Consider the following 20,044-nt stretch of genomic DNA (forward strand, 5'->3'; position numbering starts at 1 on the left):
TCGAGGTGAATTTTATATGAAGATAGGAGTTATCGGAGCAGGGTACGTTGGAACCACCACGAGTATAGTTTTTGCAAAATATGGCTACCAAGTTACCCTTATGGATACGAACCTAGAAAAAATCAAAACCCTTTACCAATCGAAACTTCCCTTTTATGAGGAAGGATTAAAAGAACTTCTCCATGATTATATAGTGGAGCAACGACTTTCATTTACCAATAGTATGGAAGAGATTATGAAAGAATGTAATATTCTCTTTATCACAGTTGGGACTCCTTCGCTGGAAAATGGAAAAGCTGATTTGTCATTTGTAGAAGAGGTAGTTACCCAAATGGCAAAATACATGGATGATTACAAGGTTATTGTCATCAAAAGCACTGTTCCTGTTGGCACGGGTGACAAATTGAATGACATTCTAAAAAATGAGCTAAAAATAAGAAACAAGGCACCAACTTTCGATCTCGTGTCTAATCCTGAATTCTTGAGAGAGGGGAAGGCATTATTTGATGCTTTGTACCCCGATAGAGTTATCGTAGGCTGTGAATCCACGAAAGCACGTGAAATCATGAAGGAGTTATATAAAGATGTAGATACATCGATTCTTTTTACCACGATAAAAGAAGCAGAAATGATTAAATACGCCTCCAATGCATTCCTAGCTACTAAAATATCCTTTATAAATGAGTTGGCACGACTTTGCGATGGAAAAGGAGTAAATATAAATCAAGTTGCCCTAGGAATGGGAATGGATAAACGAATAGGGCCAGACTTTCTTCAAGCCGGTATTGGCTACGGAGGTTCTTGTTTTCCAAAAGATATTAAAGCTTTATTAGCATTAGCCTTTGATATGGATACCCCAATGCCGATTCTTCAAGCTGTTAAGGATATCAATGAAACACAATCACAATGGTTTATGAAAAAAGTAAAGCAGGAACTTGGGAATCTCGAGGAAAAACGTATTGCCATTCTTGGCCTCACCTTTAAACCTAAAACCGATGATATTCGAGAAGCACCCGCTCTTAAAGTAATAGATTATCTCCTAAAAAACAAAGCTTCTGTTACTGCTTATGATCCCCAAGGATCCGAACATGTTAAGAAAATTTATCCTACTGTTACTTATACACCAACCCCTCTTCAAGCACTTGAAGATGCTGATGCAGTTCTTCTTTTAACCGAATGGCAAGAGATTTTGGATATCGATTGGGAATGTGCGAAATCAATAATATCTAATCCACTCTTATTTGATGGAAGAAATGCTCTTAGTCCTTCTAATATGATGAAATTGGGATACCGTTATTTTGGGGTCGGCAATACAAATTTTTAAGCTATCCATGTACATTCTTTCTCATTTGATTTGCAGTAAAGCCTTGAAGAATTAGATATTAATTGGTTTTTGGGCAAACCATCTGTAATGCACAAAGGCTTAAAACAGTAAATTTGTTCTAAGCCTTTGTTCTATATTCATTCAGGGAGGGGGGCCTCTGATTAAGTTTACTTAATACATTAATAAAGGAGTTCTCTATGATACAGCAGCAGAATGAAAAATATATATTCGTTACTGGATGCGCAGGTTTTATCGGTTTTCATTTATCTTTGCGTTTATTATATGAGGGATATAAAGTTCTAGGTATTGATAACCTAAATGATTACTATGATCAAACCTTAAAATATAACCGACTTGAAATACTAAAAAAAGATAAGCATTTTACCTTTATTAAAGGATCTGTCGAAAATCTTGAATTATTGGATAGTCTTTTTAATCAATATGAAATAGAAGAGGTTATACATCTAGCTGCTCAAGCAGGTGTTAGGTACAGTTTAGAAAACCCTCACGCGTATATTCAATCCAATCTTGTTGGTTTTGCCAATATATTAGATTGCTGTAAACAGCATCAAATCAAGCATTTGATTTATGCATCTTCCAGTTCCGTTTATGGAAGCAACAAACAAGTCCCATTTTCTGTAAGCGATCGTGTAGATCAGCCTATTAGCTTGTATGCAGCAACAAAAAAAGCAAATGAACTAATGGCACATACGTATAGTCACTTGTATAGCCTTCCGACAACCGGTTTACGATTTTTCACCGTTTATGGTCCGTGGGGAAGACCAGACATGGCTTATTTTACATTTTCCAATGCTATTATTAAACAAGAGCCATTAAACTTATTTAACTATGGAAATATGAGAAGGGATTTCACCTATATAGATGACGTAATAGAATCGATATACCGCTTAATAAAGAAAAGCCCTCCAATTGACATTTCCCCTCCCTATAAAATTTTTAATATAGGGAACCATCAACCTGTACAGCTTCATTATTTTATCCAAGTACTTGAGGATCAAATCGGTATGAAAGCGATTAAAAACTTCCTACCTATCCAACCTGGAGATGTTCAAGAAACATTTGCAGATATAGAGGATATTGTTAAGTTCATTGACTATCGACCCAAAACGAATATTGAGGATGGCTTAAGAAATTTCGTAAAGTGGTTTAAAGAGTACTATAATCTTTCATAATATCAAGTTTTCGAATATAAATAACCTTAGTTTGCTAAAAACTAAGGTCTCTTTTATGTGTCTTTTCTAATTATCTATGGAATATGAACCGTTTTCATATGAATAAACTTCCAGAATACTTTTTGTCCATTTGCAGTTATTAATTCAATAATATTATTAGAAACCTGCTTTACTAAACCAACCTTATCTGGATTATCTCCTAAATCAAATACGAGTAATTTTCCCTCATATTTTTTTAATTGTTCTTCAAATGAACGTGCTAATGGAAAATTGGTTGGAACTACAGGAAGATCTTTATTTTCTAAAGTATAAGGAGTTAATTGATGGGAATAAGGTGTAAACCACTTTACATGCTGCATGGATATAAATACTGTTTTATAGACAGGGGAATAAAACACGATATAGTCATTTAAAACACTGGTTATATAGCCGTGGATGGATCTGTTACCGGTTATAAATAACTCAAGAAATTGCCCTTTTGAATGGTTTAACGTTTTTCGATAGGAAATGGGTTCCGATTCATTAAAAATAAGTAAGGTATCGGGAGGATCTTCCGTAATTTCTTTTTCAAGCTTTTCTTTGATGCAATGCACATGGATTAAGGGTATATACAGATATTGCTTGCCATCATAAATTACAAGGATGTCTAAGCCTACATCAATTAATATCCCCGAAATAAATGTTTTTCCCGAAATCTCAATCTCCACTTCTTGACCAAGAAAGCTAGTTATCCCATCTACTGGACCTCCTTTCAAAATCGTAGTTGTTCTGTAAGAATGAGTGCATACTTATATAGCTATTGCACATGCCGACTAATCAGGGTCATTTTTGCATTTAAAATATGCACTCATCCTATCCCAGGTCTGCACAATTTCTATTATTATGACATAGGTCTCCAATCAAAATTAACAGCCCTGATAATGGATTCAAGTCTTCTTCCTGTTCTTTGAGGGCTACTGCTGGTTCGGCGACGTCTTCTGGTACGGAAACTACTGTTTGAACGACGATGGCGTCTTCTAGAAGTATTTCTTCCCCTGGATGTTCTTCTGGTTGTTCTTCGCGATGCTCCCCTCGATGTTCTTCGCGATGTTCCCCTCGATGTTCTTCGCGATGTTCCTCTCGATGTTCTTCGCGATGTTCCTCGCGATGTTCTTCGCGATGTTCCTCTCGATGTTCTACTAGATGAACTACTGGATGTTCTTCGCGATGTTCTTCTTGACGTTCCTCTATTTCCACTAGTAGTTTGTTGCTGGCCGGTACGTGAAGATGCATCAAGATAATTTCCATTACTGCTTGACTCAGCCTGATTGTTTTCCATTTGCTCTTGATTATTATTATTTTGCTGCTGTTGTTGTTTCATGGCTCCTTTAGGTCCAATGCTTATGTTTCTTACATGAAATGGATGAATACGGTATAATTCTTGATTATTCGCTAAAGTAAAGAATCCATCAGAGCTATCAACAAGTATCCCTTCTAATGCCTCAGGTCCTTTTCGATTAACCGATACCCATTTATGAGACATTAGCGAGCAAAGATGATGAAAATCGGATCCCATAAGGATATTTGACATCATTTCTTCTGCACTTTCTTCATTCTGCCAATAAGATGATGACTCCTCTGTATCTGCCCCTATATTATTAAGATTCTTTTCTAGCTCAATAATACTTTTAATATGATGTAAGTTATAATAGATAACCCCATCATCTTCCGTACTAAGAACTAAAAAATCACTACCTAGTTGCAGAAGAGTTCCTTGTTTTGAATCGGGACCACCTTGGTCTATTTGAATCTTTCTATTTAAAAAATTTTTTAATAAACTGATGAAGTTATCTCCTTGATAGAAAAAAGGCTCCTCTTCCTCGACACTATTCGTTTGCATTGCATTTGTTTTTGAGTCCTCTGTAATGCTTTTAATATGTTCCGCTTGATAATAAATGATTTTATTATCTGAGTAGATTACAAGATAATCTTGTTTTACATCCATAAGTTTTCCAGTTTTGGATTCAGGTCCGCCTCGATAAACGGTTATATTTTTACCTAATAATGAGTAGGGTATTTTTAAGGTAGGTTGAGACCGATTTGAATAATTCATATTGCTACTCTCCATTTTTATCCTCCTTATCATTTATCCATTAGGGTTATTCATACTGTATATATACGTGTCTATTAAATTCTTGAAACGGGATAAATAACTATTTCTTAAAAATTCAGCTTTCGCCTATATGGAATGTTGACCATTATTTAATGAAAGAAAGATATAATGAAATGCGGACGAACGCTTTTTAGTCAAGTTTATTTATTTTTGATCTTAAATAGTTGTTTCTTAATTCGATAAACTTGATTATAAGCTCTGGTTCTTTTTTAAACTTGTCGTAGTGTTCTTTTTTATACGGATCCATTAAAATGTAGGGATTAAGCAAATTAAATAACTGTTCCACTTTTGGCCTCATATAATCCACGGTAAATTGATTAGATAAAAACTCCAATAACAATGATTGATATTTCTTTCTAAAGGAATCTACATCTAATAAACGAGCTGTTAACGTATTAAAACCCTCAATTCGAACATAATTTTCCTCCATATATCTTCCATTTACATCTCTTCCCCATGTTGCATCATAATCCCATGGAATAATTTCAAACAATCCTGTAGCTCCATTTCTATACAATGCATAATTATGAACAAAACCATCATAATTTTGAGTAAGAACAACGCCAGCCAGCCATCTTAAATATTTCTCAACATCCAAATGATGAACGATTTCCTTCTCAAACTCATCCTTTAATAAAGTATTAATGATAAAAATAAATTCTTGAAGATGATGATCATCACTGTTCCTGCCATATTTCTTCTCATACCCTAATAATAATGATTTTTTTGTTTCATCATCTAATTCGCTTATAAGTGAAAAATTCGCATCTCCATCTACTGCATAAAAAATGGACCCATCTGGAAGGCCTCTTCTTTTCAAAAAATGTTCATCTACAGATTCTAATTCCAGATAAATTCCTTCTTTTCGGCCATTTAAATGGAGAAAAATGTATTGGGACACTGGAGATAGAACACCTATATCAGCGAAGAAGTCGAGGGATAGTTTATTTCTTATCATAGAAGGATCCTTATATTCCGCATTTAGATGAATTTCCTTTTTCCCTTGATAATTAGTAGGTTTATAAAAAGAGATATGATAGGATTTTTTGGGAAACTTTCGTATATGTGAACCCCTATATACAACATCAATATCGAATTTTTTTTGCTTAATGGTAAGTTTCCCTTGAACAGGCTCATCATTCCAAATATCCAATTTTAAATCCCTTAAGTCTAAAGGATGAATATATAAATAATAATCAATCATTCCCCCATTTATTTCCACAAACGAACACCTGCCTTTCTACATTACAAGCGCAAACAGCATCGTGATTAACGAAACTTCTGTGTTTTCGGCGCTTACGCTCTCCTTATTTATTGTTATGAAAAAAAAGCAGGCATTGACACTTGAATCATTTATCTATTTTTTTTCAAAATATACACGAATGTCTCATACATTTTTGTGGGATACACGTACCATATAGCAATGGAAGATGATATAAGGAATCTTTCTAGCATAAAAAGGGTTTCAAATCTTTCAATGCTTAAAGGAGGTTAACCATGAGTAATTTTTCTTCTAGAGATATTCGACGAGCTGTTGAAAGTGGCAATATCTCTGGTTTAATTGATTTTATGTTACAGGATCCAAGCTCAAGGCGCAGATCTAGAAGATCTCGCCGTACTTCCCGGAGAACTTCTCGCTGGACTTCCAGGAGAACTTCTCGACGTACTTCCCGATGGTCACAACGCCGTACTTCCAGGCACAGGACTTCTGGTTGGTCACGACGCAGTACATCCCAACGTCGCACTTCCCGACACAGGAGTTCACGGTATAGGACAACAAACAGAGTATGGAAAGACGGAAATATGTGGTCACTTACCTTAGTAAAAAAAGACTAAATTCTATTTTTAAAGAGGAGTCGAAGCAACTCCTCTTTCTTTTAAAATGAATTTAGTTTCCCCTCTTCAACTATCGGCAATTGAATCGTTACCCTTGTACCAACATTCAGTTCACTCTCATACGTAACTTTCCCGTTCATAGTTTCAATGATTCTAATAGAGACAGCTGTACCAAGGCCAGTTCCCTTCTCCTTTGTTGTGTAAAATATAGTCCCTATTCTGGTAAGCTGCTCATTCGTCATTCCTTTTCCTGTATCAGATATTACAATATACACAAAGTTATTTATCCGCTTTAGGTTTACAGACACCGCTCCTCCCTGCGGTGTGGCCTCAATAGCATTTTTAATAAAATTCACCATTGCTTGCTTAAGCTGATCTTTATCTGTAACAATAGAAGGATTTTCATTCACTTTGTCTTCTAAAATAACACCTTTTGTAACTGCTAATGATTGAATTAAAGTGATAATACCTGAAATAAAATCACCGAGCTTGATTGTTTCAATTTTTTCTAGCCGTGGCTTAGCAAAATTTAAATAATCGCTAATGATGACCTCAGCCCTGTCTAGCTCACTCAAAACGAGGGTTAAATATTGGAGATGTGTTCCTTTTTCCTCCTTTTTCATCAGTTGCAGGAAGCCCTTCACCACTGTTAGGGGATTTCTGATCTCATGGGCGATTGATGCTGCCAACTCCCCAATTGTATGTAATTTTTCCGCTTTTGACATTTCCTTTTGTAATAATTGTTTCTCAATCATTCGTTCATGAAGGGTGGATGACGCTGCAATTCCTATAATCTGTACCACTCCATAAAAAACAACGAAAAGAAACAGCTCTTTATTCGTATGATTCGGGTAGTCATTTATTAAAAAGTAACCGAATGTAATTATTACTTGGGTAAAAGCAGTCCATATTCCCACAATTAATGCCTTTTTGACACGATTGGTTTTGCTAATATCCCAGTAATTTTTATGTAAGTATATTGGCAAAATCACCGAAAACATCAAACACAAATAGGCTACGATTAGTCCATCTCCACCTGTAATCGTCCTTTTCAGCGCAATAATGCTCATAACAATTAATCCTGATATCGGACCTTCATACAGAAATGCTATGACTAGTGGGGTATACCTTAAATCCCACACCATGCCGAATGCTGAGAATGAAAAAGACATGGTTATAATGGCAGTAATTCCATTTATCAACCCAAATAAATAAGGAGATCTTCCAATCTTTCTATTTTCAAAAAAAAGGGTATATATATGAACGGGAATTAAAATGATTAACAGATGTAAAAGAATTTTTTCTAGGATCATTACTCCCCTACTTCCTTGACTTTTTTACTGGATACAATACGACAAAATGTGATAGATATCCTGCATTTAATACAATATAATGGGATTTTTACGTAAAAAAAAGGAGCCTTTCCAACATAATGGCTTGGGCTCCAGTTCCATTTTATGAGTCAAGTTCACCAAAGAGGGATGCATCTTGTATTTGATCAAGTAAAAAGCATGATTTATGCTTTCCAAATAGCATCAAGCGGTGTAAAGGTCTTGTCATAGATACATACAAAAGCTTAATATCTATTTCATTTGCCTCAAATGTTTCATCCAATGTGCATACAATCACAGCATCAAATTCAAGCCCTTTTGATAAATGAGAGCTGACGATTACTACTTCATCCTTATTTATTTCCTCATTTTCCTGCAAAGACTGAATAGATAATGAAGAATATTTTCCGAAAAGCTTCGCTAATTTCTTGCACTCGTTATTTGTTTTGCCAATAACAGCTACCGTCTTTATCCCTTCTGAATACATTTTTTCAATTTCACTGCAAATTTTTTCAATTGTTGCTTTTTCAGTCGTTGTTTCTATAAATACGGGTTTTTGGCTATGACGAACCACCGGCTCCACTGGTGGAAGATTTAATTGCAATAGCTTTAAAATTTCATTGGCTGCATTCATAATCTCAATGGTGGTACGATAGCTTTTTTGCAATGTTTTGTAGCTTGCACGCGGGAAGATATCCTTATACACAATACTCCAGTCATTGATCCCCCTGTAGGAATGAATGCCTTGAGCCAGGTCTCCCACAATAGTAAACATATCGGTTTCCAATACGCTTTTTAACGCATACAGTTGAAAATAGCTGTAATCCTGTGCTTCATCAATAACAACATTCTTTACACGCAGCATTTTATCAATTCCAAATAACTTTCCTTGCAAATAAAGCAGTGCGGATAAATCCTCTAATTCATAGCTTTTTTCTGTAGATAGCAAAAGCTGATAGTTGCAGAAGAATTCAATTTGTTTTTCGGTTAAATCCAGCGCATATTTTGAGAAGAGCTCTTTGTTGGTGACAAGCTCTTTATAATAATGAAACAAATCATATTTTGGAATTTGCTTCATATAAGTATTAACTGCTGTTCTGACCTCCTTATTTATTTCTTTTAAAGCATAATCTTTTTTATCCAATGCCATGGAGACATATTTGCGCCGATTTTCAGGATTTGCTTTACTGTTTAATGCTCTTTCTAATTTTTCATCATAAAAATTTGTGATTTTTTCAATCATTGTCTTTTTTTCTGTTCTTACATGGTTTTGCAGAATTCGTTTAATTTTCTCTATTCGTTGATAGTAAGGAAGGTATTCGTATTCATAAGTAATCAGCTTTCTTAATTTTTTCGCACTGTAAAGCCGGAATTTCGAAATATAGAAGTCTTCTTTTGGCAGTAGGGTTTGCAAAATGTCTTGTAAGTATTGATTGATAATATCCCTAAATTGCAAAGACCCTTTAAATGCCGAAATCCATCTAGTTAATTCAGGGTCTTGGACTTCACGATTCATAAATTTAAGTAATTTTTCATCTGGATGTTTTAATTTTATTTTTTTGCCGATGCATTTTAATGCGTAATCAACAAAGGTGGTTTGATGTATATTTTCGACTCCCAGTTCTGGAAGCACTTCCGAAATATAATCGATAAACAATCGGTTTGGGGCTAATATCATTAACTGATTAGGAGTAAAGTGTTCTGCGTAAGTATAAATAAAATATGATAAACGGTGTAGGGCAATGGTTGTTTTACCGCTTCCGGCTGCACCTTGGACAATGATTGGCTTGTTTAAGTCTGCACGGATAACATTATTTTGCTCCTCTTGAATGGTTGAAACAATTTCTGTAAGCCGATTACTGGAACTGTTCGCAAGGGACATCTGCAGAAGTTCATCATTGGTGGTTAAATCAATATCTCGAATGTCCTCCAATTCACCATTTTCAATGATGAATTGACGTTTTTGTGACAGATACCCCTCATATTCTTCGCCTTCCGCTTCATAAGAAACCTCCCCTAACCGCCCATCATAATAAAGGTTAGCAACTGGAGAACGCCAATCTACAATGATCGGCATTTGTGTTTCCTTATCAAAAAGTGAAATTTTTCCGATATAAAGAATTTCTTCTTGATTGGTTTCTTTACGCAGAAAATTGATCTTAGCAAAATAAGGCTTGGTCGCAAACTTTTTTAATCTTTTAACTTCCTCCTCCGTTCTTCTTAAAAGATTAGAGTTGGTTAACATACTCATATAACTTAAACTGCTGTCCTTTAAATCGATTCCTTCAAGGGAACTCTTGAGGTTTTCCCTGAAGTTTTCTTCTGTGGATTCAGATGCTTTGATTACAATATCCATATACTTTTTGGTAAACTCCAAACGGTCAAGCTCTTCTTGATAATCAGGATGCTGGATATTTGGCACTACTTGATGCCCCCTCTCAATGTGAATACAGACGCAAAAAGGCCATGAATTCAGTAAAAATTCATGACTTTAATCACTTGCACTTTTGGGAAACGTAAAATTAATTGTATTATACTTCCAGGGAAATGTCTAATATTTTTGTAAATTTCCCTGATAAAATTCTTCAGACTATTATTTCGATTATTTACTGAAATTATCCTTTCGTCACTTGCTTATTTTTACAAATATCGTAACGAAAAGAAAACCTGTCAAACTATTGTTGACAGGTTATTCAGGAACTACCAGAAGTCACATTTTAATCCATATTTGAATATAATGAAAAATCACAAGCACAGATTTAAGCAATCATTTAATGGAGCAAATATATTTTTATTAGGGAAATCGAAAACTAGTAATCAAAAGTTAGAACGTCGGTTTGAACTGCGCCTTGTATTGCGTCTTGAACTGCGTCTTGTATTGCGTCTTGAACGTTGGCTAAATCTGCTTCTCGAACGTCGGTTAAAACTCTGACTCGAACGTCTCTGCGAACGACTTTGCGAACGATGACGCGAACGACGTCTTCTCGAACGTCTGCTTGAACGTTGTCTTCTTCGGCGTCTAGAGTCACTTCTCAACGATCTAAACACTATTAATAAACGTGAACGATGTCTCGAGCGTCTGTCCGAACGACGACGAGAACGACTTCTTTCACTTCGGCTTTCACTGCGACTTGCACTGCGACTTGCTCTACTGCTTGCACTGCGACTTGATCTACGAACTTCACTACGACTTGACCTACGTCTTCTTGAACCTTGAGCCCTTGGTTCTTGGTAAAAAAAATGGCTTAACCCCTTTCTTTCACCTTCCCGTACAGCATCTTGAACCTCTAATGCTGAGAATCCCACTCAAATCAACTCCTTATGGTTATCTATACATGAAAGTTTTATAAACTTATCATTGATATAACGTATGTTGAAAGCAGTTATTACGTACAGGACAAACGTTTAATTTATAAAAATTCATCCAGTTTTTTATAATTTTTATGTATAGTTTCTTTTTGTTTCGGTAAAAACTATAGGGTGAAAATATATTTTAAAAAGGATATTTACCCTCGTGTTCCACTTTTCGGAAAGACTGTATAAAACAAGTTCTATCTTGAAAAACTATGAATGGAAATACATATTGGAAATATCCGTGTTGGAGGTATTTTAATGGTAACTGGTAAAGTTAAGTGGTTTAATGCAGAAAAAGGCTTTGGTTTTATTGAAGTCGAAGGACAAGATGATGTATTTGTACATTTTTCTGCTATTCAAGGTGAAGGCTTCAAAACACTTGAAGAAGGGCAAACCGTCACATTTGAAATCGAGCAAGGTGCCCGCGGACCACAAGCAACAAATGTTCAAAAGCAATAATGACAAAAGACTCCTTATCTGGAGTCTTTTCTTATATAGAGTAATATAGGCATAACACTGGAGAGTTGGTAATTGAATAGTTCCGTTTGGAAATATTTGGACCTATTATTATGCTTTGTCCTTTTATTTTTAATGTCTTGTAACAGAATTACTACAGCGCTGTAATAATATTGTCATATTAGAATGGTATATTTTTCTTAAGACAAATATAAAGGAGCAAAGAACTTGAAGAAAATCATTCTTACTTTCAGTGCGTTGCTTATAATAACATTTGGACTATCAAACGGTGCATTTGCAGCCTCCAATACATATACTGTGAAAAAAGGCGACAGTTTATATAAAATAAGCAAAAAATATAAAGTTTCTATTACACACTTAAAACAATGGAATCATCTCAAATCTAATACAATACATATTAATCAAAAATTAAAAGTTGCTGCTCCAGTAAAAGCATCCGCTGCTAGCAAGAAAAAAGCAACTGTAAAAAACAAAAAAGTAAAAGAAATCACTGTAACTGCTACAGCATATACAGTCAGCTGCAAAGGATGTAGTGGCATCACTGCGACTGGAATCAATTTAAAAAAGCATCCTAAATCTAAAGTTATCTCAGTGGATCCAAAGATAATTCCTCTAGGAACCAAGGTATATGTAGAAGGTTATGGATATGCCATTGCAGCAGACAAAGGAAGCTCTGTTAAAGGAAATAAAATTGATGTATTTTACCCAACGCTTAAACAGTGTTATAAATGGGGAAATAAAAAAGTAAAGATTAAGATATTAAAATAAACCAAGGCGTTAATTGCTTTGGTTTTTTCTTATTTTATTATATTTTATGAGATTATCATGTAACAAAAACTCTGTTAAAATATAAAGATGGAAGTTATTTAAAATTTCAAAAAGGGATGATTGTATGAATAAAAGAAAACTAGTCATCACACAAAATATTAACGAACAGTATAGTTCTAAAATCAAAGAGATTATTCCAGATTGGGATATTATCATTGGAAGAGATTCTTCTGTATGGATAGATCACCTTCAGGATGCGGAGATTATTGTCGGCTGGAAAAAGGAAATAAAAGAGTATTGCATTGATCAAGATTCTAAGCTTCGCTGGTTACAAAGCTGGAGTGCTGGTGTTAATAATTTTCCTTTGGAAAAGATGGCTGCAAAGCACATGATGATTACTTCTGCAAGCGGGGTTCATGCATATCCCATTTCTGAAACTATTTTTGCACTAATGCTTGGGTTAACTCGAAAGATACATACATATGTAAGAAATCAAGTAAAAAAGAATTGGCATCATGCTCAATTGGGGCTTGAAATGCATGGAAAGACTGTTGGTATTATTGGTGTTGGCGCAATTGGTAAGGAAACCGCAAAACTAGCGAAGGCATTTGGAATGAAAGTGATAGGAGTTCGTTTTTCCGGAAAACCAGAGGAATATGTGGATGAAATGTTTACTTCTTCTCAGTTAAATGATATTCTTCCAAAATGTGATTATGTAGTAGTAACACTGCCTTCTACAAAAGAAACCTATCATATGTTTGGAAAAAAGCAGTTCTCACTGATGAAGCCTTCTGCCTATTTTATTAATATTGGACGCGGAGATACAGTGGTAGAGCAGGAATTAATTGATGCTCTAAGGGAGCAAAAGATTGCTGGTGCCGGGTTGGATGTATTTGAAAAGGAACCACTATCAGAGAACAGCCCGTTATGGGAGTTTGACAACGTCATCATTACTCCACATACTTCTGGATCAACCGAGAATTATGATAAAAGAGTAATAGAAGATATTTTCCTTCCCAATTTAAAGCATTATATCGAAGAAAACAAACCGACAATAAATGTTGTGGATTATAATAGGGGTTATTAAGAAGAAGGGGGAAAACAGTTTCTCCCCTCTTCTATTTTTTATAATGATATATTTGCTAATTCATATATTGCTCTTGCGTAAATTGCAGTAGCTTTTAATAAATCTTCTACCTCTATATATTCATCCTGCTGATGAGCTCTGTATTCTTTTCCAGGAAAGCATGCTCCAAATGCTACACCCTTCTCTATAAAGCGTGCATAGGTGGCCCCGCCAGAAGATAGAAGTGTTGGCTCAAGATTTGTTTCTTCTTGATATACTTTCTGCAATGCCTGAATCATTGGATCATCTCCATCAACAAAATGGGGGGATGATTCACGATATTCTGCAATGCTGAATCCCTTATCTTCCACTGCCTTCACTATTTTCTCTTTTGTTTGTTTAAAATCCAAGGTTACCGGGCAGCGCATATTTAGAAATATAGTAGCTTCCCCATCGTGCTTATACTGAATAATACCAGGATTGACTGTAAGTGAGCCTGTTACATCATCTGAATAAGAAATTCCAATTTTCTCACCATAATAATCGTTATGCAGTTCTGATAAAAGCGATAAAAATGGTTGAACATCGGACTGAAGCTGAAATGAGGATAAAAATTCACCAAGTGCCGTTCCTGCATTTCGACCAGCAAAAGGTTCCATTGCATGAGCAGAGATACCAAAGAGAGAAAGCTTTATCTTATCTGTAAAAACTTCCATACTATGATGATATTGATTTTCTTTGCAGTATTCCTCAAACTTTTCAGCCACTTCACTTATATTCCCGCTTAATATTGCTGTCGCCTGTTCCGGAACCATGTTTATTCTGGTACCTGCAGAAAAGGATACAAGATTTATGTTAGCTTTTGTGCTATGGCTAGATTTATTTTGAACAATTTTTATACTCATTTGCCCCTTCTCCGCGTTAATAATAGGGAAATCAGCATCTGGAGCAAATCCTAAGGTAGGCATTTTTTCTACTTGTTGATAATGCCTCATACAACTCATTCCACTTTCTTCATCCGTTCCAAAAATAATACGTACATTCCTTTTCATCGGAAGTCCCAGCTCTTTCACCAACTTTAATCCATAAAATGCTGCCATCGTTGGTCCTTTATCATCAATCGAACCTCGAGCAAAAATTTTACCATCTCGAATGGTTGGTTCAAAAGGAGGACTCGACCAGTCTCCAGTAGCAGGTACGACATCTACATGACACAAAACCCCTACATGATCGTCATCTGTATAATTACCATGTTCTGCATACCCAGCAAAACCATCTACATTTTTCGTTTTGAATCCAGCCTCATTCGATAAATGTAATATATATTCTAGTGCTTTTCCTACGTTTTCCCCCATTGGATATTTCGATGTTTTCGTAGTTAAATCTTTCACACTTTCGATCTGCAGTAATCCAAATAAATCCTTGATTAATTCCTCTTTTCGGTTTTGCACTTCCTGATACCAATTCACCATTCCTTTTCACTCCCATTCGAACTTGATCTTTGCTTTTAAATATTTCAAATTTTTTAGTTTTCACCTTATTTTATCATAATCATTCTAGAACAGAACTTTTTGAGTATACTGTCCTTGTATAACAAATACGTTGATGTAGAACCTCTCTTATGAGGAATAAATATATATTTGGAAGGTGAAACACTTGAACAAAATGACAGGAATTTATGCGATTATTTTAGCTAGTGGCCAATCGAAAAGGATGGGCACCCCAAAGCTATTATTGCAATGGAAAGGAATGTATATAATAGAACATATTCTTTCCAAAACAGTTTCCTTACCATTTGCAGGTCTAAAAGTCGTTATCCCTAAAGACAATGAATCACTAAAAAAAACTGTATCCAATTATCCGTGTGATCCTATATACAACTTCTCTCCCAGCCTTGGGTTGGGATATAGTCTGTCGTTAGGAATTCGTTCCCTTCCTGCAGATGCAAAAGCTGCAATTATCCTCCTTGGTGATCAGCCCGGAATAGATTCAGAAGATATACAAAACCTCTGTACAGAATATGTTCTGAATGACTTCTGCAATAACAAAGTCATCATGCAAACAAAATACCAGGATGGACAAATTGGTCATCCTATTCTCTTCAGCTCTCACTTTTTTCAAGCATTAACTGCTGCATCTGGAGATAGGGGAGGTAAGGATATCATTCAACGTAATCTCCGCTTTTTATCCATATGCCATAGTGACAATCTATATCCGGAAGACATTGATACACCCCACGATTACCTGAAATTAATCCTTGAGGAATGAACTCATTATTATTTTTTAAATCGTTTGCCTCTTACTTTCCCTTGTTGGTTAAATAACTATTTTGCTTTTATAAAAATTTTTATGTAAGGAGTCCAATCCAGACACGTTAAACCTACATAGTTTATTAAGGAATAAGCCATGGGGGTGATATTGTGGATGGTGCAGGTTACGGTGCAGGTTTTGCACTAATTGTCGTATTGTTTATCCTTCTGATTATCGTAGGAGCAGCTTACGTATATTAATAGGTAAGTAAACCTTTCTGAAAGGAGGAGCTTTATGTTTGGTCGTTGGGGATACGGATGCGGTGGCTACGGTGGTTATGGTGGCTGCGGGTATGGATATGGAGGAGGCGGCTTTGGATATGGCGGTGGCTTCGCGCTAATCGTCGTATTATTTATCCTTCTTATTATCATTGGAGCCGTTTGCTGGGCATAAATAGTCCACCTATAAGCTAACTATATCTATGTAAAATTCAAAGGAAGGCTAACTATACTTTATTAGTTAGCCTTCCTTTTATATCAAATTCCTTCAAAATTAAGACTTCGGAATATCGAAATTTGTCAAATATCTGGATTGATTGTCGAAAGGGTTCCATTTTTCTCCATAATCTATCATAATATTACATATGTCCTATTACAATTGTATCCCTGTTTATTGGTAGGAGTGACAATATGAAAAACTACTATAGCTTACTTGAATTAACTAATCAAATTGATCTTCTCCGAAATAAGATGATTGAAATTGGCATTAAGGAGGGGCTTAGAAGCCCAGAAACCCTTCATAAAAGCCAAGAATTGGATAAGCTTATTTTTGCCTATCAATCTTTAATGAAGGGCGTACGAGAACATCCAAAGGGCCATAGAAGAAATTAATTCATATTATAATGAAAACAAGGTCTCAATTATGTTCATTGTACTCAATATTTATTCTTTTTTGAGAATTTCTGTGGATTTTATTAATCTGTTTTTAACCTTCGCTTATCCACAAGCATTTTCATGTATTTTTCCACTTGTTATATTTTCATTTCTATCATATCTACTCCATGCATCCATCTTTACGACTTATTCTATTAATTTGTCTTTGAAGCAGGTAATTTTACTCGCTGTATTTTTATCATATAAAGAAACCTTTTACGGTATGATAGTATCAAATTCCAGTTAGTTGACTAGAATTAATAAATTATCTTTGAAAGATAGTTTGTAGTTACTGATTATTTGAAACTTTAGCATGTGGATGCCCAAGGATAATTATGCAAAGTAAGGGAGAGTATTATGACTGCCACTTCCCTTTATAAATGAAAGAACTATTATCTAAAAATAAAGGAATTTTTTATTATAAACATAGAAGTTATTTAAATATTATTCTTTATAATTCTTGTACTTTCAGGGTATTTTGGCATTTTAAAAAAAGGCATGATGAAACAGAAATTACTAATATCGCATCCTTCTCTTGTACCTTGCTATAGAATTCTAGTAGTTAGTATCACATTATGGATGAGCCGAAAGAGACATTATGAATATGTCTAGGGAAAATCAACCACAAAAAAAGAAAGGGGCCTTATATTGCCCCTTTCTCCCTATCCGAAGTATAATTTCTAATGTGAGTGGAACTCTCTAATTCTTCCCCAAGCAAATGCCGCACAATTCTCTTTGTTGCCTTCCCATCAATATGCTCAAAAAAACGGTTGCGAAAAGCTGCGACCTTTTTCAAGTCATATGCACCCTTTATAATCCAATCTATAAGCTGTTCTGTCTTCGTAAAGAAGGGCCCAGGTATCATATCCAAATAGTCATAGTAAAAGTCCCGTTCCCCTATATATTGCTCCAAATCATTTGCGAAAAATGCAATGGGTCTCCCAAGCAAACTGTAATCAAAAAAGACTGTTGAGTAGTCGGTAATTAGCATATCCGAAAGCAACAATAGCTCTTGAATGGTAAAAGTATCCTTTAAATGAAAGGCAAAGCTCTTTTCCTCATCCTCTATTATTACGACATTCTGCATATATGGATGGAGATGGATGAGTAAAGCATAACCAGGGGCCAATTCCTCCTTCATCATTCGTATATCCAGCGGACATTCAAATACCTGTTGGTAGTGACTCTTTCCCCGGAAGGTCGGAGCAAATAAAATAAGCCTTTTTCCCATTAATTCAGGATATTGCTCCATGAATTTCTTTCTCACTTGTTCTTTCTTTTCTACGGAGAAAAAATAGTCCGTTCTCGGTACTCCAAGAGGATAGATTTGCTTTGCCGGCATTCCGAACGCTTCGCTGTAATATGGGATAACTTCTGCAGAACTCACATACACCCTTGCATAATTAGAATGGATTTTCACATGCTTCAAATACGTTTCACTCGGACCAAAAGGCTTCCCGACCGTACTTAAGCCGAATTTCTTCAAAGCACCGGAAGCATGCCAAAGTTGAATCACTTCCGTACCCTTTCTTGGTTTTACTACATATACAGGGAAATAATAATCATCAATAATAAATAATCTTGATGTGGCCAATTCATAAATAGCTCTTAGAAGATGGAAAAAGTAATGGATTTTCCCCTTTAAAGAACTATGAAACTTTTTGAAAACAAAATGATATTGATAATCCGGATATTGCGCCTGCATCTCTTCCCATACGAAATATAAATTATCTTTGAGCTTATCCGCACGGTAAGAAGCAAAGGTAATTTTATGTGTATTCACTTTAAAAAATAAACAGATAATCAAATATATGCTTTTCATTATATATTTTACAAAGATTGTTGGCATTAATCTAATGCGCGACATATTAGGACCTACCTTCCCTAGAAGGGGCTGTTTTGCATTAATTGTATAAACCCTTCCGGTTGCTTTTCGGAATTGGATACAAATCCTACCAGCAGAATTGGTTTCGGGCATCTTTTCTTAAAAAGTTAATTCATTATTAACCCTGGTATATAATAGCAATAAAGTAAGAAAAGATCCTTAGAAAGAAGCATCCGTGCCTGTAACATGAATATTGGTTTTGCTGCCCTTTAAAATATGATTATTAATATAATTCACCTGCTTTTCCAAAACCTTCCCCTGATTTTCCCTTGAATAGAAAATATTTAACACTCGTTCCCTTTCTTCCCGATAAGCATTTGGATTTTCCATCATTTCCTGCAATGACTGAAGAAAATTATCAAAGGTATTAGGTTTTGGCCCCGGTGTTACGTCAAAATAATCAAAATACATTTCGTTTGATTTTTGTAAATACAACTCTAAGTCATAGCAATAAAACACCACGGGTCTGTCCAGCAATAAATAATCTGTGTAGCAGCTGGAGTAGTCGGTTACTAGTACATCTGCATATTTTAATAGAAATTGAGGGTCATAGGATTTATCGCTAACATCGATAATATGTTTATACTTGTTAGAAATGCTTCCACTTGAGTACATATGTCTTTTAACAATAAATAGATAACCCATTTTTTCACAAAACTGATCCAGCTTTTCAAAATCGAATATGAGATTTATAGGGGTGTCCAACTTTCCAAAGTTACGGTGTGTTGGCATATATAAAATAACTTTGTTATTTTTTATATAATCTGGAATCTCGTTATCTTCTGCAGAAGTTTGAAAGAAAATATCATTCCTTACCTGGCCAAGTTCAATGACATTTTCCTTCTTTACTAAAAAGGTCTCTGGGTAATAGGATGATACCCTGGGGCTTGTCGATACAACATAATTAATTTTTGCTAAATTCGTTTTTACGACGAATTTTCCAAAGAAACGTTTGATAAAACTCTTATGATGAAGAATCTTATAAGAAAATGTTTTACTATGTGCCCCCCATACCTTCTTCAAGCCAACTCCATGCCATGTAAGATAAGAGGTTGCCCCTCCTAAAAATACTTTAAAAAAGTCATCATTAATTGAATGTGAGTGGACGACTAGCTTTGTTCGTAGCTGATAGTAAATTCCTTTTAAACTATTATGTTTATAAGCGGTATATCCCTCAGCTGTCAGGTCCTGTACTACTTTTTCACTTTTGGAAATCCAGATACATCTGTATTCCGAACTCTTTGTCATCTCCAGGAATAGATATTTCGGATTCCCTCTAAATCCCATTCCGTTTTCTGCTCCAAATACAATGACTTTCGATGATCTCGGAAATAGTTTAGATGCATTGTAAATGCCTACAACAATCGAACGCTTTAACAGTAGTTTGATTTTACTGTAGTTTTTATTGACGGATAGAAATATCATTATCAGGAAGATGATTTGGATAATGTTTAATAATGTTTGATTGAAATGCAT

At 35.2% G+C, this 20,044-nt stretch carries 18 protein-coding genes; 9 read left to right on the forward strand and 9 right to left on the reverse strand.

What is annotated here, in order from left to right:
- Nucleotides 1-16 precede the first annotated feature (16 nt).
- Both CWO92_RS11415 and CWO92_RS11420 read left to right on the forward strand, forming a co-directional pair.
- Nucleotides 17-1,324, forward strand: coding sequence for a UDP-glucose dehydrogenase family protein (locus tag CWO92_RS11415; protein ID WP_101354330.1), 1,308 nt, complete (start codon nt 17-19; stop codon nt 1,322-1,324).
- A gap of 197 nt (nt 1,325-1,521) precedes the next feature.
- On the forward strand, nt 1,522-2,517 hold the full coding sequence (locus CWO92_RS11420; protein WP_101354331.1) for an NAD-dependent epimerase: 996 nt from the start codon (nt 1,522-1,524) through the stop codon (nt 2,515-2,517).
- A 74-nt stretch (nt 2,518-2,591) separates the two neighbouring features.
- Here the strand turns inward: CWO92_RS11420 and CWO92_RS11425 are convergent, their stop codons facing one another.
- The 6 genes from CWO92_RS11425 to CWO92_RS25075 all read right to left on the reverse strand — a co-directional run bounded on the left by CWO92_RS11425 (nt 2,592) and on the right by CWO92_RS25075 (nt 11,142).
- Nucleotides 2,592-3,272, reverse strand: a complete 681-nt coding sequence (locus CWO92_RS11425) for a YwrJ family protein (protein ID WP_101354332.1) — start codon at nt 3,270-3,272, stop codon at nt 2,592-2,594.
- A 125-nt stretch (nt 3,273-3,397) separates the two neighbouring features.
- Nucleotides 3,398-4,624, reverse strand: a complete 1,227-nt coding sequence (locus CWO92_RS11430; RefSeq protein ID WP_101354333.1) for a hypothetical protein — start codon at nt 4,622-4,624, stop codon at nt 3,398-3,400.
- A gap of 175 nt (nt 4,625-4,799) precedes the next feature.
- Nucleotides 4,800-5,873: a CotH kinase family protein gene (locus CWO92_RS11435; protein ID WP_101354412.1), complete on the reverse strand. Its 1,074-nt coding sequence runs from the start codon at nt 5,871-5,873 to the stop codon at nt 4,800-4,802.
- 673 nt (nt 5,874-6,546) lie between these two features.
- Nucleotides 6,547-7,818 carry an ATP-binding protein gene (locus tag CWO92_RS11445; RefSeq protein ID WP_101354335.1) on the reverse strand — a complete coding sequence of 424 codons (1,272 nt, stop codon included), beginning with the start codon at nt 7,816-7,818 and terminating at the stop codon, nt 6,547-6,549.
- A gap of 142 nt (nt 7,819-7,960) precedes the next feature.
- On the reverse strand, nt 7,961-10,258 hold the full coding sequence (gene helD, locus CWO92_RS11450; RefSeq protein WP_235851598.1) for an RNA polymerase recycling motor HelD: 2,298 nt from the start codon (nt 10,256-10,258) through the stop codon (nt 7,961-7,963).
- 395 nt (nt 10,259-10,653) lie between these two features.
- The gene (locus CWO92_RS25075) at nt 10,654-11,142 is read right to left on the reverse strand and encodes a CotG/ExsB N-terminal domain-containing protein (RefSeq protein WP_133120554.1); all 489 of its coding nucleotides are present in this window, start codon (nt 11,140-11,142) and stop codon (nt 10,654-10,656) included.
- A gap of 306 nt (nt 11,143-11,448) precedes the next feature.
- Between CWO92_RS25075 and CWO92_RS11460 the strand changes: the two genes are divergently transcribed.
- The 3 genes from CWO92_RS11460 to CWO92_RS11470 all read left to right on the forward strand — a co-directional run bounded on the left by CWO92_RS11460 (nt 11,449) and on the right by CWO92_RS11470 (nt 13,522).
- The gene (locus CWO92_RS11460; protein WP_055742292.1) at nt 11,449-11,649 is read left to right on the forward strand and encodes a cold-shock protein; all 201 of its coding nucleotides are present in this window, start codon (nt 11,449-11,451) and stop codon (nt 11,647-11,649) included.
- Between the two features lie 225 nt (nt 11,650-11,874).
- A complete protein-coding gene (locus CWO92_RS11465) occupies nt 11,875-12,435 on the forward strand; it encodes a 3D domain-containing protein (RefSeq protein WP_101354337.1) in 561 nt (186 codons plus the stop codon).
- Nucleotides 12,436-12,559: 124 nt separating this feature from the next.
- On the forward strand, nt 12,560-13,522 hold the full coding sequence (locus CWO92_RS11470) for a D-2-hydroxyacid dehydrogenase (RefSeq protein ID WP_101354338.1): 963 nt from the start codon (nt 12,560-12,562) through the stop codon (nt 13,520-13,522).
- A 38-nt stretch (nt 13,523-13,560) separates the two neighbouring features.
- Here CWO92_RS11470 and pepV read toward each other — a convergent pair whose 3' ends face one another.
- Complete coding sequence (gene pepV, locus CWO92_RS11475; RefSeq protein ID WP_101354339.1) at nt 13,561-14,973, reverse strand: dipeptidase PepV; 1,413 nt, start codon at nt 14,971-14,973, stop codon at nt 13,561-13,563.
- 193 nt (nt 14,974-15,166) lie between these two features.
- On the opposite strand from pepV, the gene CWO92_RS11480 reads away from it, so the two are divergent.
- From CWO92_RS11480 to CWO92_RS11495, 4 genes are all read left to right on the forward strand, one after another.
- Nucleotides 15,167-15,769, forward strand: coding sequence for a nucleotidyltransferase family protein (locus CWO92_RS11480; RefSeq protein WP_101354340.1), 603 nt, complete (start codon nt 15,167-15,169; stop codon nt 15,767-15,769).
- A 152-nt stretch (nt 15,770-15,921) separates the two neighbouring features.
- On the forward strand, nt 15,922-16,011 hold the full coding sequence (locus tag CWO92_RS11485; protein ID WP_083489537.1) for a YjcZ family sporulation protein: 90 nt from the start codon (nt 15,922-15,924) through the stop codon (nt 16,009-16,011).
- Between the two features lie 34 nt (nt 16,012-16,045).
- Nucleotides 16,046-16,204 carry a YjcZ family sporulation protein gene (locus tag CWO92_RS11490; protein WP_101354342.1) on the forward strand — a complete coding sequence of 53 codons (159 nt, stop codon included), beginning with the start codon at nt 16,046-16,048 and terminating at the stop codon, nt 16,202-16,204.
- A 236-nt stretch (nt 16,205-16,440) separates the two neighbouring features.
- Complete coding sequence (locus CWO92_RS11495; RefSeq protein ID WP_101354343.1) at nt 16,441-16,641, forward strand: aspartyl-phosphate phosphatase Spo0E family protein; 201 nt, start codon at nt 16,441-16,443, stop codon at nt 16,639-16,641.
- 685 nt (nt 16,642-17,326) lie between these two features.
- Here CWO92_RS11495 and CWO92_RS11500 read toward each other — a convergent pair.
- Together CWO92_RS11500 and CWO92_RS11505 are read right to left on the reverse strand one after the other, a co-directional pair.
- Nucleotides 17,327-18,550: a CDP-glycerol glycerophosphotransferase family protein gene (locus CWO92_RS11500; RefSeq protein WP_165786675.1), complete on the reverse strand. Its 1,224-nt coding sequence runs from the start codon at nt 18,548-18,550 to the stop codon at nt 17,327-17,329.
- 177 nt (nt 18,551-18,727) lie between these two features.
- Nucleotides 18,728-20,044, reverse strand: a complete 1,317-nt coding sequence (locus tag CWO92_RS11505) for a CDP-glycerol glycerophosphotransferase family protein (protein ID WP_101354345.1) — start codon at nt 20,042-20,044, stop codon at nt 18,728-18,730.

The sequence above is a fragment of the Heyndrickxia camelliae genome (assembly GCF_002844575.1).
In the GTDB taxonomy this organism is placed as follows: Bacteria; Bacillota; Bacilli; order Bacillales; family Bacillaceae_C; genus Margalitia; species Margalitia camelliae.

What these genes read in the sequence shown, in the direction of transcription:
- CWO92_RS11420 (WP_101354331.1), top strand. Translation starts at nt 1,522, where the DNA reads ATGATACAGCAGCAGAATGAAAAATATATATTCGTTACTGGATGCGCA.
- CWO92_RS11495 (WP_101354343.1), top strand. Translation starts at nt 16,441, where the DNA reads ATGAAAAACTACTATAGCTTACTTGAATTAACTAATCAAATTGATCTT.
- CWO92_RS11435 (WP_101354412.1), bottom strand. Translation starts at nt 5,873, where the DNA reads ATGATTGATTATTATTTATATATTCATCCTTTAGACTTAAGGGATTTA.
- CWO92_RS11430 (WP_101354333.1), bottom strand. Translation starts at nt 4,624, where the DNA reads ATGGAGAGTAGCAATATGAATTATTCAAATCGGTCTCAACCTACCTTA.
- CWO92_RS11480 (WP_101354340.1), top strand. Translation starts at nt 15,167, where the DNA reads ATGACAGGAATTTATGCGATTATTTTAGCTAGTGGCCAATCGAAAAGG.
- CWO92_RS11505 (WP_101354345.1), bottom strand. Translation starts at nt 20,044, where the DNA reads ATGCATTTCAATCAAACATTATTAAACATTATCCAAATCATCTTCCTG.
- CWO92_RS11415 (WP_101354330.1), top strand. Translation starts at nt 17, where the DNA reads ATGAAGATAGGAGTTATCGGAGCAGGGTACGTTGGAACCACCACGAGT.
- pepV (WP_101354339.1), bottom strand. Translation starts at nt 14,973, where the DNA reads ATGGTGAATTGGTATCAGGAAGTGCAAAACCGAAAAGAGGAATTAATC.
- CWO92_RS11470 (WP_101354338.1), top strand. Translation starts at nt 12,560, where the DNA reads ATGAATAAAAGAAAACTAGTCATCACACAAAATATTAACGAACAGTAT.
- CWO92_RS11445 (WP_101354335.1), bottom strand. Translation starts at nt 7,818, where the DNA reads ATGATCCTAGAAAAAATTCTTTTACATCTGTTAATCATTTTAATTCCC.
- CWO92_RS11500 (WP_165786675.1), bottom strand. Translation starts at nt 18,550, where the DNA reads ATGTCGCGCATTAGATTAATGCCAACAATCTTTGTAAAATATATAATG.
- CWO92_RS11490 (WP_101354342.1), top strand. Translation starts at nt 16,046, where the DNA reads ATGTTTGGTCGTTGGGGATACGGATGCGGTGGCTACGGTGGTTATGGT.
- CWO92_RS11460 (WP_055742292.1), top strand. Translation starts at nt 11,449, where the DNA reads ATGGTAACTGGTAAAGTTAAGTGGTTTAATGCAGAAAAAGGCTTTGGT.